This window comes from Olsenella intestinalis (assembly GCF_023276655.1).
GTDB lineage: Bacteria > Actinomycetota > Coriobacteriia > Coriobacteriales > Atopobiaceae > Olsenella_J > Olsenella_J intestinalis.
This window is the reverse complement of sequence record NZ_JALGRK010000001.1, coordinates 501,145-515,727: the sequence shown is the minus strand read 5'-3', so window position 1 is coordinate 515,727 and position 14,583 is coordinate 501,145. Positions and strand designations below refer to the sequence as shown.

Sequence of the window (14,583 nt, the reverse complement as noted above, 5' to 3'; positions counted from 1 at the left end):
TCTATAAATATACAGCCTCAAAGTATAGCCCTATCGCACGCAAATCCACACATACTGGGCTATTGAGCGGCCAAAGGGCGCGCGCGGCCCGTGCGGGCTCATTCAGGGCGGCTTACTTCAGGCCAAGCTCCTTGCGCTTGCGGACGCGATGGACGACGTGCAGCAGGACCGCCATGAGGACGACGGCGTCGATCAGCGAGACAGCGACGATCACGGCCGAGGTGCCGTGCGTCTTGATGGGACGGTCGAGCGTCGGCAGGCCGGCGGCCTGGGCGGTCTCGTTGTAGGCGAGGTTCTTCGCGCGGGCGTTGAGCCAGATGTAGATGATGTCCTTGGTGGCGCGGCGCAGCTGCAGGTCGAAGTTCTTGCTCGACGTGTCGAAGGCGAAGTTGCCGTCGGCGAAGACCCCGTCCATGAAGATGCTGCCGCCGGCGCGGATCATCTGGTCCGCGTTCATGTACTTGTGGTGGTCTGAGTAGTCGGTGATGACCGAGCCATGGAAGCCCCACTCGCCGCGCAGGACCGTCGTGAGCAGCGCGTGCGAGCCGCCGGACCAGACGGCCCCGAGGCGGTTATAGGAACTCATGATGCCCGAGCAGCCGCCGTGCTCGACGGCGATGCGGAAGGGCTCGAGGTAGAGCTCGCGCAGGGTCTGCTCGGTAAGCCACGTGTAGAGGGAGTCGCGGTAGCTGTCCATCTCGTTGCAGACGAGGTGCTTGAGGTAGCAGAAGGTGCCCGTCTCGTTCGAGCCGGAGATGGTCTCTGCGCCGAAGACGCCCGAGAGGAGCGGGTCCTCGGAGTAGAACTCGTAGTTCCTGCCACCCAGGGGACTGCGGTGCAGGTTGACGCCGGGGGCGTACCAGCCGTCGATGCCGAGCATGGCGCACTCCATGCCGCAGGCGCGGCCGAACTCGTGCGCGAGGGAGCGGTTCCAGGTCTGCGCGATCGTGGTCGGGTTGGGATAGCCGATGCCGCAGACGATCTGGTTGAAGGACGAGACCTGGGCCGGCCCGTCGAGGTCCTTGGTGCGCGGCTTGCCGATCGACTCGATGACCGCGGAGCTCGTGTAGCCGTGCAGGACGATCCTCTTCATCTCGAGTGGCGTGAGGCTGTCGAGCAGGCTGATCCAGCGGACATCGTTGTAGTTGGAACCGAGCGCGCGGCCGAGGGGCGTGATCTTGCCCGCCTGGCAGACCTTCTCCACGTGCATGCCAGAGGAGTCACCGGAGGACGCGTTGCCCTCGGAAGACGTGTCGGAGGAGGAGGCGTCCCTGTCCGTCGCGGCGGGGGGAACCTGGGCGCCGGACGCAAGCGCGCTCGCGCCGAGGGCCACGTCGTGCGCCGGAGCCCCCGCCGTGGCCTGGGCCACGGTCGCGCTCTTATCGGCGGCGGAGTCTGCCGCGGCCGCGAGGTCCGCGTCGTAGATGTTGAGGATCTTGATGGCGTCGTCCATCTCGCGGTCGGCGGCGCGGTTGGACGGGAAGGTGCCCTTGAAGTCGGCGCGCGTGAGGTAGGTGATGCCGGCGCCGGTGGTCCTTCCGTCGATGGAGACGCCGCCCTCGGCCGCCGCGCCCGTGAAGCGGTTCTTGACCTGGCTGCCGGTCACGGGGTCCGTGGCGAAGTGGATGTCCTCGTCGACGCGGAAGGGCGTGACGGCATCGTCGCAGTCGGCGAGGTTGTGGGCGTCGCGTTTGAGCTGGAGCTCGTAGGCGCCAGCCTCGAGCTCCCAGCCGGTGAGGCCGTCATGGTTCGCGTCATAGCAGTCGTAGGAGGCCATCGAGCGCACGGGGACCGACAGCGCGACCTCCTGGCTCTCGCCCGGCTGGAGCAGGTCGGTCTTGGCGAAGTCGGCGAGCACGGTCGAGCTCTTCTCGATGCCGCCCTTGGTGTAGGGAGGCGCGAAGTAGAGCTGGACGACGTCCTTGCCGGCGACCTCGCCGGTGTTGGTCACCTTGACCTTGAGCTCGAGGGTCTCTCCCTCGGCGACCGCGGAGCGGGGGCGGAAGTTGCGCTCGGCGACCTCCCAGTCGAAGCTCGTGTACGAGAGGCCGTAGCCGAAGGGGTACTGCACGACGCCGGCGTAACCCGAGCCGAAGCCGTTGTTGCGGTCGGCCCAGTAGCCCTCCGCGTCGGCCGTCTCGAACCAGCGGTAGCCGACGTAGATGCCCTCGACGTAGTCGACGTAGCGCACGGCGTCGTAGGGGGTGAGGCCGCCCACGTTGGGGTCGATGGTGCCGTCGGCGGGATAGCATCCCGCCCCATCGGTGTAGCTGCCCTCGCCGTCGCGGCCGGAGTTGGCCCAGCTCGCGTCCGTCTCGAACGCGTAGGGGTAGGTGTCGGCCGTACGACCGGAGGGGTTGACCGTGCCCCAGAGCGCGTCGACCACGCCAGTCGCGGCGCTCGTCCCCGTGGTGCCCGCGAGCATGCAGGCGTCGACGCCCTGGATGCGCCGGACGATGCCGAGCTCCATCGGGTTGGTCGAGTTGACGAGCACGATCACCTTGTCGTAGGTGCTCGCGACGTAGCTGATGAGGTCCTCCTCCTCGGGCGTGGGCTCGAGGTAGTGGTGGCCGAGCGTCACCTTGGGCTTGCCGCCGCGCTCGGTTATGCGGTACTGCGCCCGCGGGCAGTCGATGCTCTCGCCGCAGATGCGCGACAGCACGACGATGGCGGTGTCGGAGTAGTCGCGCGCCTGCTGCAGTAGGTTGTCGCTGTAGTAGCGGTCGTCGTCGATGCTCGGCTCGTACAGCTGGCAGAAGTCGGTGTCGAGCGTCTTGAGCGAGCCGGCCGCGAGGAACGGGCGCGAGTCCTGGAAGCCGCGGTACATCTTGGCGAGGTCCTCGTTGTAGGAGATGCCGCGCGCGGCGAGCGCGTCGAGGATGCCCGAGGTGTCGCCGGAGACGCCACCCGAGCCGGAGCCGCCCGTGACCCACTGCGTCGAGCCCCAGCCGAACACGTTGACGCGGTCTACCGCGCCGTCCAGCGGCAGCGTGCGGCCCTTGTTCTCGAGAAGCACGACGCCTTCGCCCTCGATCGTCTCGGCGAGGGCGGTGCTCGCGGCCTTCTGGGTCTCGATGCGCACAGGCGTCGCGTCGACGCGATCCGAGTTGAGGTAGGAGTCGATGGTCTCGCCGAAACGCACGGCGGCAACGTTGGCCACGACGACCACGGCGAGAAGGATCACGGCAAGCGTCCAGCCCACGACCCTGAGAATGCGCGCCCTCTTGTTCACGTGGCACCCCCTCGAACCCGTCGCACCTGCGCGGCGGTGGTGCCGCCGCGGACCACTACGTCATTTCATTCTATGCGGCGAGGGTCGCCCGGTGAACGTCGGGGCAGGAAGGCGCACCAATCCGTCGACAGGCGCGACGATATGGGCGCCGCGCGGCATGGCAGCCGGCGGGCCGGTTGCGCCAGACGCACAAAAAGGCGGGCGCCCACAGGGGACGCCCGCCAAGATCTGTTGGAGCAAAGAGGAGCTGCCGAGAAGAGCGTGCCTAGGCGAGGCGCTCGGCCAGCTTCTGCTGAAGCTCGTCCTTGTCGAGGATGTTGTCGAGGATGACCTTCTGCTCGTCAGGGATGTTGCTGACGAAGTCCCTGAGGTCGCCGGCGACGACGAAGAGGTCGGCAGCCGTGGGGTTGATGTCGGAGATCGTGGTGTGATCGACCTCGATCTCGGGGTGGCCGAGGGCCTTGACGACGTCCTCGGTGTTCATGTGGACGATGAGGCTGGAGCCGAGGCCGGAACCGCAGCAGCAGAGAATCTTGTTGATGGCCACGTTCTTCTCCTTACGTAAGGCCCGTCGCACGTGCGCGGCGGCCGATGGATAACACCTAGTGCAAGTCTACTCGCCAGGGGCTGCGGGCGCCCGCGTTGGTCGCCGAGCGTCTTGTGCCGCGCGCCGCGGGAGGGCAGACCGATGCGGCCGGCCAACCCGCGGCGCAGCAAGGCGAGAGGGGGTCGAGCGGACTACTCCTGCTCGGCGCTCTTCTTGGGAGCGACGAAGTTGTAGACGATCGGCAGGAGGTACACGATGACGCAGATCGCGAGCAGGACGGCGCCGCTGGTGAAGTTCACGACGTTGCCGAAGACGATGCCCATCCAGGAGAAGTCGGCGTCAGAGAAGGTCGTGCCGACGTAGCCGAGGGCCGTGAAGACGGGCATGCAGATCGCGGGCAGGAAGGTGATGAGCAGGCCGTGGGCGAAGGCGCCGGCGATGCAGCCCTTGAGGCCACCCTCGGCGTTGCCGAAGACGCCCGCGGTGGCACCGCAGAAGAAGTGGGGCACGACGCCCGGGAGGATGAGGGCGACGGGGATCGCGGTGTTGACGCCGTTGAGGATGAGCAGGCCGAGGATGCCACCGACGAAGGAGCTCAGGAAGCCGATGATGACGGCGTTGGGAGCGTAGGTGAAGGCGACGGGGCAGTCGAGGGCGGGCTTGGCGCCGGGGACGAGCTTGTCAGCGATGCCCTTGAAGGCGGGGACGATCTCGCCGATGATCAGGCGCACGCCGGAGAGGATGATGTAGACGCCGCCGGCGAAGCTCATGCCAGAGGTGATGGCCCACACGATCCAGTTGGTCTTGGTCTCGGTGCCGATGTTGAGCAGGGTGGCGCAGTTGTCGACGGTCAGGCCGTAGGGCTCGAGGATGGCCTGGGCGGCAACGGGGTCGGTGCCGGCGGGAACGAGGCCGAGCAGGCCCTTGGCGACCGCGACGCCCACGACGATGAGGAAGAAGACCATCATCGTGAGGGAGATGGAGACGGTGGTGTCACGCAGGAAGACGAGGCGCTTGGGGAAGTTGATCTCCTCGGTGCTCTTGCGCTTCGGGTCCTTGGCGAAGAGCTTGCCGACGAGACCGGCGAACCAGTAGCCGATGCCGCCGAAGTGGCCGAGGGCCACGGAATCGCTCTTGGTGACCTTGCGGAAGGTGACCTGGCAGTACGCCGGGGACAGGACCATGATCAGGCCGAGCAGGCAGCCGCCGGCGATGTAGAGCATCCAGCCCTCGAGGTGGCCGGCGCCGCCGAGGATGACGGCGATCATGCACGCCATGTACAGGGTGTGGTGGCCGGTGAGGAAGATGTACGGCATGCGCGAGAAGCGAGCCAGCACGATGTTGAAGACCATGCCGAGGGCCATGATGATGGCCGAGCTGGTGCCGAAGTTCTGGAGGGCGTCGGCGACGACGGCCTCGTTGTTGGGAACGACGCCCTGCATGTTGAAGGCGTAGTTGAAGAGCTCGCCGAAGGCGAGGAGCGAGCCGGACTGCAGGAAGGCCGCGCCGGCGGACAGGACCAGGAAGCCGACGATGGTCTTGATGGTGCCCTTCATGACGTCCTCAACGGGCTTGCCCTGAAGACAAAGGCCGAGTAGCGCCAGAAGGCCGACGAGAATTGCCGGCGTAGACAGGATGTTGACGATGAAGTCGAGTACTGCCATGTTTCCCCCTTAGTTGATTGCTTACCGGTTGTTCTTGTTTGCTTGTCTCTCTACGGACCCCGCCTAGGCGGAGAAGTCGACGAAGAAGCGGTAGATGTCGTCGGCCGACTCGGCGGTCGCGACCTTCTCGATGTTCGAGGGGTCGGCGAACATGGCCGCCAGGACCCTCATGACGTCGATGTGCGAGTTCGAGTCCTCGGCCGCCAGCGTGACCAGCACGCGGCAGGGCTCGCCGGGCTTGAACTCCGTCCCCTCGCGCAGCACCGTGACGGCAAGCTGCCTCTTGATGGCACCCTGCTCGGGGCGGGCGTGAAGAAGGGCCAGATCTGGAACAAGCACGAAATACGGGCCGAGCTCGTGCGCGTTCTCGATGATGCCGTCAATGTAGGCGGGCTTGACGTAACCGCCGTCGACCAGCGGCTGAACGGCCACGTGAACGGCCTCTTCCCAATCGGCGCACGACTGAACGATCTGCACGTTCTCGCGCTTGAGCATGCTCTTGACTGCTCCCATATGCACCTCCATCCTGGAGGGCCTCGGCGCGAGATGGCGTTCTGCCTCGCGTTTCTCGCACATAGTGACCCTGTGATTCAACGAGCGAACCTATCCTATTCCAGTTTTTTCCAGTTTTGCAAGAAGAAATTAGGAAATTTCTTCCAGATTGTTCCAAGAGGTCGATTTTTGGGCACAAACGTCGTATATCCTTTTGGGCAAAGGTTTGAGGGGAGGTGTGACGTTGTTCCGCAGAGAGAGAAGAAAGAGAATCGTCGAGCTCGTAGAGCGAGACGGCCGCGTTGAGGTCGAGGCCCTCGCGACCATGTTCAACGTGGGCGTGGACAGCATCCGCAAGGACCTCCAGGACCTTTCGAAGGAGGGAAAGCTCGTTCGCGTCTATGGCGGAGCCACGCGCATCGAGAAGAGCGAACCCTCGCCCGCCGCCGCCTCGGCAGCCGCCAATCCCATCCCCTCCCTCACGGAGCGCAGGGGCGACCTTCGCACGGCGGACGACCTCGCCGGCGAGTCCGCGCACGACGCCGACTACGCAAGCCGCCTCGCAGTCGCCAAGCGCGCCTACTTCGAGATCAACGACGGCGACTCGATCTTCCTCGACGTCTCAGACACAAACGTGCTGCTTGCCGACCTGATCGCCGAGGGCGACAAGAAGGTCATCGTCACGACCAACATGATCGACGTGATGCGCAGGCTCGGGAACGCGCCCCACGTGACCGTGCTCGGAACGGGCGGATACCTCAACGTTCAGCTCAGCGGGTTCGTGGGCTCGGCGACTGTCAGCCTGCTCGAGCCCCTGCTGTTCGCGAAGGCCTTCGTCGGCACAAGCGGCATCGACCTCAAGAACACGGCCGTCATGTCGGACAACATCGACAGCGGCTCGGTAAAGGAGCGCGTCATCCGCAACGCCTCGTACAAGTTCCTCCTCGCCGACGAGCAGAAGTTCAACAGGCACGACGCGTTCCGCTTCGCCTCGCTGACCGACTTCTCCGGCATCATCACGGACGCCGAGGACCCCGAGATCCTGCGCAGGCTCCAGGAGCTTGCCATACCCACGCTCAGGGCCGCGAGGTAGGGGCAGGTTCTTCTCGGCGTGCCCTACGTGGCCGCCCTTCTTGGCGTGCTTTACTCGGCGTGCCTTTCTTGGCATGCCTTACTTGGCGTGATTGTATTGGTGCGCGACCGCCGCGGTGCGGGCGCCGTGCCTTAGGCGAGCAGGGTGTCGCGGCCGTAGGCCTTCTTCCAGTTTGCGCTGAACTCGTCGACGGCGACCTGGGTGCCGGGGTGGCCGACCATCGCGAGGGCGACGTCGGGCGGCAGGGTGAGCGCCTGCGCGCCGGCGCGGATCAGCTTGTGCGCCTGGTCGACGCTCTTGAACGAGGCCGCGAGCAGCTTGGACGTGGAATGCTGGGCCGCGAGCATGTCGATCAGGTCGATCACGTCCTGCACGCCGTCGCCGTAGTTGCACATGCGGTTCACGTACGTCGCGAGGTAGTCGGCGCCGTTGTGCGCCGCCATGAACGCGGCATCGGAGCTGTAGATGGCCGTCGCGAGCGTGGGAATGCCCTCGGCGCAGCACTGCTTGATCGCGCGCAGGCCCGCGTGGGTCACCGGGATCTTGGGGTAGGTGTTCTCGGGGCGCAGGCTCGCGATGTGGCGCGCCTCGGACATGATGCCGTCGAAGTCGGTGGCCACCACCTGGACGAAGAGCTTCTGGTCGGGGCGCAGGTACGCCACGAGGTCGGCGATCGCCTGCTCGGCGGGCTTGCCCGTGCGCGTGATGATGGTGGGGTTGGTGGTGACCCCCTGCACGTCGAGCACCTCGTCGCACAGCCTGATGCTGTCGAGGTCCGCCGTGTCGATGATGAGCTCGAAGTCGTCCATGGTCGCACTCCCCCTCTGACTGATGCGGATGCGCGGCGCCCGGCTGCGCGCCAGTGCCGACCCTAGGGCACATGATGGCACAGCGCGCGTGCGCTCATGGGGCAAACGCGGCGCATTTGTGCACGTTGCGTAACTGCCGCGCGTCCGAAGTGGTACATTTCCCGTGGCGTGTACAATACACGGGGCGCGCTGAGGGCGCGCCGCCAGAGCGTTATCACGTACTACCTAAGAGAAGGGTCATTGATGAAACCTCGACCTCACAGTCGATGACCCCCGGCGTCTCCTTCGAGCGCGTCGCGGGGTACCCCAAGACGCCCCGCACGCGGGGCCTGTCACAATGCGCTAAGGAGCACCCATGATTTACCTGTCCCAGATGCTGGGCGAACCCGTTTATGACGTTAACGGCGAGAAGATCGGTCGCGTGAACGACCTGGGCATCGCCACCGGCGAGGTCTTCCCCCGCGTGACCGCGCTCGCGGTCGAGGGGCCCGGCAAGACCCCCTTCATGATCTCGTGGCGCAAGTACGTCGGCTCGTTCGACGACTGCGAGGTCCGCCTCAAGGTGGTCGACACCGACATCCGCTTCTCGTACCTGCAGCCCGACGAGGTCCTGATCCGCCGCGACCTCCTCAACAAGCAGATCGTCGACACGCGCGGCATGCGCGTCGTTCGCGTCAACGACCTGAAGCTCTCGGACACAAGCTCTTCTCAGCTGCGCCTGCTTGGTGCCGAGGTGGGCGCGCGAGGCATCCTGCGCTCGCTGTCTCCGCACCTCGAGCGCATCGTGACCAGGTGCGCCCGCGCGCTCGGCAAGCCCATCCCCGAGCGCATCATCGCGTGGAACTACATGGACCTGCTCGACCGCGACCTGTCGAGCGTGAAGCTCTCCGTCACGCACAAGACCCTCGACGAGCTGCACCCCGCCGACATCGCCGACATCCTCGAGCGGCTCGACCCGCGCCTGCGCGGCCAGGTGTTCGCGCAGCTCGAGAGCGAGCAGGCGGCCGAGGCCATGGCCGAGTTCGACGACGACGCGATGGCCGCCGAGATCATGGGCGACATGGAGGAGTCCGAGGCGTCGCGCATGCTGTCCGAGATGGACCCCGACGACGCTGCCGAGCTCGTCTCGGAGCTCGACTACGAGAAGGCCGAGAAGCTCCTGCGCCTCATGGGCGTGAAGGAGCGCAAGGCGATCCGCCAGCTGCTGGGATACCGCGAGAACACCGCGGGCCGCATCATGACGTCCGAGGCGCTCATCATGGACGAGGGCGCCACCGTGGGCGACGCCGTCGAGCGCCTGCGCAACCTCGACGACGACTTCGAGACCGTCCACTACGTCTACCTGAAGGACGACGAGAAGAGACTCTCCGGCATCGTCACCCTCCAGAGGCTCGTCAAGGCCGAGCCCGACGAGCGCCTGAGCGACATCTCGATCGAGGACGAGCTCATCACCGCGAACCCCGACGACGACCAGGAGGACGTGGCCGAGAACATCGCCAAGTACAACCTGCTGGCCATGCCCGTCGTCGACGACAACGGCGTGCTGCTCGGCATCGTCACGGTCGACGACGCGCTTGACGTACTGGAGGAGGAGCACGCCGAGGACCTCCAGATAGCCGGCGGCAGCACCGACGGCGACCAGTCCGGCAACGGCCACGACCTCATGTGGCTGCTGCGCCGCAACGCCTGGTTCTTCATCTGGATGCTCGGCGCCGTCGTGATGGCCATCGTCACGCTGGGCCGCGTTTCCCTCGAGTCGGTCCTGCTCGCGAGCGCCGGCCTGCCCATCGCGCTCATCGTCGCGGACGACTCCATCACCTACGTCACGAACTTCTTCCTCGAGAACGACCCCGACGACGAGGACTCCCCGTCGCTCGCGGGCTTCGCGGTGCGAAGCCTGGGCATCGGCCTCGTGTTTGCTCTTCTCGTCCTGCTCATGCTCATGGTGTTCAACACCATCGTGCGCACGCAGTACGGCATGGGCTCGATCTCGTCGTCGCTCACCTACGGCTTCATCGCGGCGGCCGCCTCGACCCTCGCGTCGTTCGCGACCGCGCCCATCTACCTGCACATCCTGCACAGGCGCGACGAGCAGAACAAGGAGACCTCGGGCTTCTCGCTGTCGCTCGTGGCCATGTTCGTGGCGCTCGCGGTGTTCGCCGTCGTCTGCTACGTCGTCGCGCGGATTGTGATGGTGTAGGCATGGCAGACGTCACCGAGAAGAGCACCCCCACGGCCGCGGCCGAGTCCGGGCAGCAGCAGGGGCGCCGCAGGCTGGACCCCAAGCGCGTGCTCGCGGCGCTCGGCCCCGGCATGGTCGCCGCACTCGCCGGCGCCGATGCGGGTGGCGTGGCAACCTACTCGAACGCCGGCGCCATGTTCGGCTTCGGCCAGCTCTGGACCGTGCCCGTCATGTGCTTCCTGCTGATCGTCGTGCAGGAGACCGCCGCGCGCATGGGCTGCGTCACGGGCAAGGGCTTCGCGTCGCTCATCCGCGAGCGCTTCGGGGTGCGCGGCAGCGCCCTGGCCATGCTCGCGCTGCTGATCTCCAACACCACGGTCACGCTCTCCGAGTTCGCCGGCATCGCCTCGGGCCTCGGCCTCTTCGGCGTGCCCACCTACCTCTCGGTCCCCGTGGCCGCCCTCGCGATCTGGCTGCTCACCATGAGCGGCTCCTACAACCGCATCGAGAAGATCCTGCTCGCGATCAGCTGCGTGTTCGTTACCTACATCGTCGCGGGCTTCATGGTCAAGCCCGACTGGGCGCAGGCCGCCCACGACACCGTCGTGCCCCAGTTCGCCAACGACCCGCGGTTCTTCTCGCTGCTCGTCGCCAACATCGGCACCACCATCGCGCCCTGGATGATCTTCCTGGCCCAGTCCAACGTCGTCGAGAAGAACGCGCGCGAGGAGGACATCCCCTACCAGCGCATCGACACCGTCACGGGCTCCGTCGTCGCGAGCATCATCTCGTGGTTCATCATCCTCGTGACCGGCCACGTCCTCTTCCCGGCCGGCATCGCCGTCAACGGAGCCGAGGACGCGGCCGCGGCGCTCGCCCCGCTCGCCGGCCCCTACGCGCAGGTCCTCTTCGGCGTGGGCCTCGTGGGCGCGTCGTTCCTCGCGGCGTGCGTCCTGCCCGGCATCACCGCGAGCGCTGTCTGCGAGGCCTTCGGATGGGAGCGCGGCGCCGACCGCAGCTGGGCCGAGGCGCCCACCTACCGCGGCATCATCTCGGCGATCCTGTTCGTCTCCGCCGCCGTGGTGCTCATCCCCAACGTGAACCTCTTCGGCATCATGATGCTCGCGCAGGTGGTCAACGGCGTGCTTCTGCCGGTCCTCCTCGTGTGCATGATCGTCATCGCGCGCGACCGCCACATCATGGGCGCGCACGCAAACGGCCGCATCTGGAACGCCCTGACCTGGGTCACGGTCATCGCGGTCACGGTCTTCACCGTAATCATGTTCGTCCTCCAGGCCCTCGGTTTCTAGCAGCCGAGAAGAGCCTCTCCGTGGCGCGGCACCGTGGCGCCAGGCTCGAACGGCGCGCCTGCGGCGCGAACTCGCCTGGCGCCACGGCGGCCCCGCGCATGCCGACGCCTCAGCCCGCACGCCCGACGGCCCGGGCCCGAGACGCGAACCTACTTGCTCGCCTTCTTGTACTCGTCCATGAACGAGCCGAACATGCCGCCCATCTTGGAGACCTGCTTGCCCACGGCGCGCGCCGCGGCGTCGCTCGAGGACGCCTTCTTCTTGGCGGCGGGCTTCTTGGTCGCGGCCGGCTTGCTAGTGGCCTTCTTGGTGGTGGCCTTCGCGCCCGAAGTCTTCTTGGCGGCGGACTTGGCCTGGCCGGGCTTCTTCTCGACCGGCGCGTAGGTCACCTTCTTGGCGGACTTGGTGCCGCTCTTGATCTCGCCGGCCGTGGCCGGGGGCGCGACCTTCACGTCCTGGGCGGCGACCGGCGCGCTCTTCTGGGCAGGCTCGTCGTCCTCGGTGGCGCTTGCAATCGCGCGCTTGGCCTTGCCGAGGGCGCGGCCGAGCGCGAGCGAGCCCTTGTCGACCGCGGAGGCAGCGGCCTCGTCGGCCTTGGCCGCGGCGCGGCGGCCCGTGGCCTTGGCGCGCGCATAGCCCTCGCCGGCTGCTGCGGCGACGCCGCCGGAGAGCGCGAGCGAGGTGGCCTCGTCGTCGACGACCATGAAGCCCTTGTCGTAGCCCTTGAGCATGTCGATGGGGATCTCGATGGCGCCGACCAGCGACTCCGCAACGCCGCCGTCCCCGACGCAGAGGCGAGCGACGTCGCCGCTCTTCTCGTCGAAGACCGCGTCGCTCACGAAGCCAAGGTCCTTGCCCGACTGCGTGCGTGCGTCCATGCCGGCCCACATGATGCAGGCGTCCCAGTCGAGCGCCAGGCGCTCGCGGGCCGCGTCGTCGAAGGCGGCTTCGGGGTTCGCGACGTGGAAGCCGTCGTCGGCGGGCGCGATGGCGTCGAGGGCCACGAAGCGGTCGGGGCGCTTCACCATGCCCGCGATGTCGGGCAGGCTCACCATGAAGCCGACCAGGCGGCGGCCGTCGGGCGAGAAGACCGCCATGTGCAGGCGGCCGATGCGGGAGGCCTTGACCTTGCCCTTGCGGTCGGTCTTCTCCTCGAAGAGGCGCTTGTTGACGAGGTTGGAGATGCGCTGCATCGTGGGTCCCCTCACGCTTGAAGAAGGGGCGCGGTGCCCGAGCACCACGCCCCTTGCCGGAAACTATGTTCGAGTGCTACTCGGCGTCGGCCTCGGCGTCTGCGTCGGCCTCCACGACCTCGACGTGGACGCCCTCGGCGGGAGCCGAGTCAACGTCGGCGGCGTTGTCAGCCGCGGCGGCCACCTTGTCGGCGACGGAGTTGACGGCGTCGGAGACCTGGGTGGAGGTGGTGGTCACCGTGTCGGAGAGGGTCTCGCGAAGCTGGTCCATGCGCTCGCGGGCAAGGTCCACCTTGGCGCGGAGCTCGTCGGTCGTGGCGTCGACGCCGGGACGGACGGAGTCGATCTTGTCGCTCACGACGCGGGCGCCGCGCTCGTAGGAGTCAACCGCGGTGTCCCATGCGTCGTTCATGGCGTCGGCGGCCATGGCGCGGCTCTCGGCGCCAGAACGCGGCGCGAGCATGATGCCAGCGAATGCGCCGGCAGCGGCACCAACGACGGTTCCAACGACAAACCCAACTGCTCCCCTTGCGCTCATTTCAATCCTCCTGTCAGTCTGGCTCATGCCAGCTACTACACGTCACGACGCGACCAGGCCGGTCGCGAATTACACCTATCGTACCCTTCGCGGGCCGGGAATATGCTCGGGCGCCGCGTCGGCACCACTCGCGGAATCGTCGTTGTCGGAAGGCGCGCCCCCTGCAACGGGGAAGAGCGTGTCCATCGGCGTACCAGCCGCGAAGCCATGCTGGTGCTCGGCGGTGGGCTCGGCCTCGGAGACGGACTCGGGCTCGGGCGCAGGCTCCTCGGCAGGAGCGGGCTCGGCAACGGGCTCGGCGACGGGCTCAGTCGCAGGCTCCTCGGCAGGAGCGGGCTCGGCGACGGGCTCGGGCGCCTCGGCGACGACGGGATCGGACCCCGGCTCGACTGCCGGCTCCTCGACAGGCGCCGGCTCAGGCTCGGGCTCGACGACGGGCTCGGGGTCAGCCGCGGGTGCGGGCTGCCCCTCGGTGGGAACGTGCTCGGTCTCGATGGCGGGCGCGTTGACCACGGTCGAGCCGAGGTTCATGGTCGCAGAGATGGTGGCGCCGGGATCGAGGGGCGTGACAACGGTGGAACCGAGGTCGTCCTGCGGGGCGTCGGGCTCTGCGCCCTCGGCAAGGTCGACGGCCTGGTGGGTCTCCTCGATGAGGCGCTCGACCTCGGCCTTGTTGGCAGCCTCGCGGGCGTTGCGCATCTCGGCCTCGGCGCGCAGGCGTGCCTCGTCGGCCTCGCGACGCTCCCGCTCGATGCGGGCGGCCTCGGCGGCCTCGCGCTCGCGCTCCTCGCGGGCGACGATCTGCGCGGCCTGCGCCTCGGCGTTGGCTCGCGCAGTCTCGATCTCGCGGAGGCGAATGCCGATCTCCTGGCGGCGGGCGGCCAGGATCTGGTCGTACTTCTCGGAGAGGGCGGCGTCGATGTCACCCTCGACCTGCTCGACGTAACGCTCCGCGGGCTCGGTGCCCAGGGAGTCGACGAGACGGCAAAGGCCGTCGACGATCGCGGCCACGTCGGGCGCGGGGTCGCCGCCGCCGGTGAAGGCCCAGTCGACGATCCAGACGGCGCTCGCGAGGGCGGCTGCGGTGAGCACGTCGTCCTTGCAGGAGAGCTGGATCTCGAAAACGCGGGGGTCGTCCGCGACGGGATAGGTCTTGCCGGACGTGATGTCGCCGGCGATGTTGGTCTGGGCGAGAAGCTCGACGGTCATGTGCTCGAGCAAGTGGGCAAGCTCGGTCGCGCCCATGCAGTCCTTGAAGGTCTCGCCGGCATCACCCAGACAGACGTGGTCGACGATGTGCGGAAGCAGATTGTACACAAGCGTGGTCGCACGAAGGTCTCCGCTCGTCATGAGCGGCGCGTCATCCGCGACGCGGACGCGTGCGGTTAGGTATTCGGGGCCGACCTCGACCCGCTGAATCTCGATGACCTGAGCCATATAACTGCCTTCCGCCTAAATACAGGTGCTTGCAACATTGTAGACAAACCGCGAGCGCGGGACGCCACTGGGACTGTTAGCGGCGC

11 protein-coding genes are annotated in these 14,583 nt (G+C 67.2%); 3 read left to right on the top strand and 8 right to left on the bottom strand.

The annotated features are described in order from the left end of the window. Positions 1 to 112: 112 nt before the first annotated feature. The 4 genes from M5D76_RS09245 to M5D76_RS02045 all read right to left on the bottom strand — a co-directional run bounded on the left by M5D76_RS09245 (position 113) and on the right by M5D76_RS02045 (position 5,956). Positions 113 to 3,232 (bottom strand): glycoside hydrolase family 3 protein, encoded by a 3,120-nt coding sequence (locus tag M5D76_RS09245; protein WP_248921733.1) that lies wholly within the window; start codon positions 3,230 to 3,232, stop codon positions 113 to 115. 265 nt (positions 3,233 to 3,497) lie between these two features. Next, positions 3,498 to 3,779: a PTS sugar transporter subunit IIB gene (locus tag M5D76_RS02055; RefSeq protein ID WP_248921732.1), complete on the bottom strand. Its 282-nt coding sequence runs from the start codon at positions 3,777 to 3,779 to the stop codon at positions 3,498 to 3,500. Between the two features lie 191 nt (positions 3,780 to 3,970). Beyond that, on the bottom strand, positions 3,971 to 5,443 hold the full coding sequence (gene ulaA, locus M5D76_RS02050) for a PTS ascorbate transporter subunit IIC (RefSeq protein WP_248921731.1): 1,473 nt from the start codon (positions 5,441 to 5,443) through the stop codon (positions 3,971 to 3,973). Between the two features lie 63 nt (positions 5,444 to 5,506). Then, positions 5,507 to 5,956: a PTS sugar transporter subunit IIA gene (locus tag M5D76_RS02045; RefSeq protein WP_248921730.1), complete on the bottom strand. Its 450-nt coding sequence runs from the start codon at positions 5,954 to 5,956 to the stop codon at positions 5,507 to 5,509. Positions 5,957 to 6,179: 223 nt separating this feature from the next. On the opposite strand from M5D76_RS02045, the gene M5D76_RS02040 reads away from it, so the two are divergent. Beyond that, on the top strand, positions 6,180 to 7,028 hold the full coding sequence (locus tag M5D76_RS02040) for a DeoR/GlpR family DNA-binding transcription regulator (RefSeq protein ID WP_248921729.1): 849 nt from the start codon (positions 6,180 to 6,182) through the stop codon (positions 7,026 to 7,028). 131 nt (positions 7,029 to 7,159) lie between these two features. Here the strand turns inward: M5D76_RS02040 and M5D76_RS02035 are convergent, their stop codons facing one another. Then, a complete protein-coding gene (locus M5D76_RS02035) occupies positions 7,160 to 7,837 on the bottom strand; it encodes a transaldolase family protein (protein WP_248921728.1) in 678 nt (225 codons plus the stop codon). Positions 7,838 to 8,192: 355 nt separating this feature from the next. Between M5D76_RS02035 and M5D76_RS02030 the strand changes: the two genes are divergently transcribed. Together M5D76_RS02030 and M5D76_RS02025 are read left to right on the top strand one after the other, a co-directional pair. Then, positions 8,193 to 10,037: a magnesium transporter gene (locus M5D76_RS02030; RefSeq protein ID WP_248921727.1), complete on the top strand. Its 1,845-nt coding sequence runs from the start codon at positions 8,193 to 8,195 to the stop codon at positions 10,035 to 10,037. Positions 10,038 to 10,039: 2 nt separating this feature from the next. After that, the gene (locus tag M5D76_RS02025; RefSeq protein WP_248921726.1) at positions 10,040 to 11,329 is read left to right on the top strand and encodes an Nramp family divalent metal transporter; all 1,290 of its coding nucleotides are present in this window, start codon (positions 10,040 to 10,042) and stop codon (positions 11,327 to 11,329) included. Between the two features lie 149 nt (positions 11,330 to 11,478). Here M5D76_RS02025 and M5D76_RS02020 read toward each other — a convergent pair whose 3' ends face one another. The 3 genes from M5D76_RS02020 to M5D76_RS02010 form a co-directional block, all read right to left on the bottom strand. After that, complete coding sequence (locus M5D76_RS02020) at positions 11,479 to 12,522, bottom strand: PRC-barrel domain-containing protein (RefSeq protein WP_248921725.1); 1,044 nt, start codon at positions 12,520 to 12,522, stop codon at positions 11,479 to 11,481. Between the two features lie 76 nt (positions 12,523 to 12,598). Further along, on the bottom strand, positions 12,599 to 13,060 hold the full coding sequence (locus M5D76_RS02015) for a YtxH domain-containing protein (RefSeq protein WP_248921724.1): 462 nt from the start codon (positions 13,058 to 13,060) through the stop codon (positions 12,599 to 12,601). A 75-nt stretch (positions 13,061 to 13,135) separates the two neighbouring features. Next, entirely contained in the window at positions 13,136 to 14,497 is a 1,362-nt protein-coding gene (locus M5D76_RS02010; protein ID WP_248921723.1) for a cyanophycin synthetase family protein, read from the bottom strand. Positions 14,498 to 14,583: the final 86 nt, after the last annotated feature.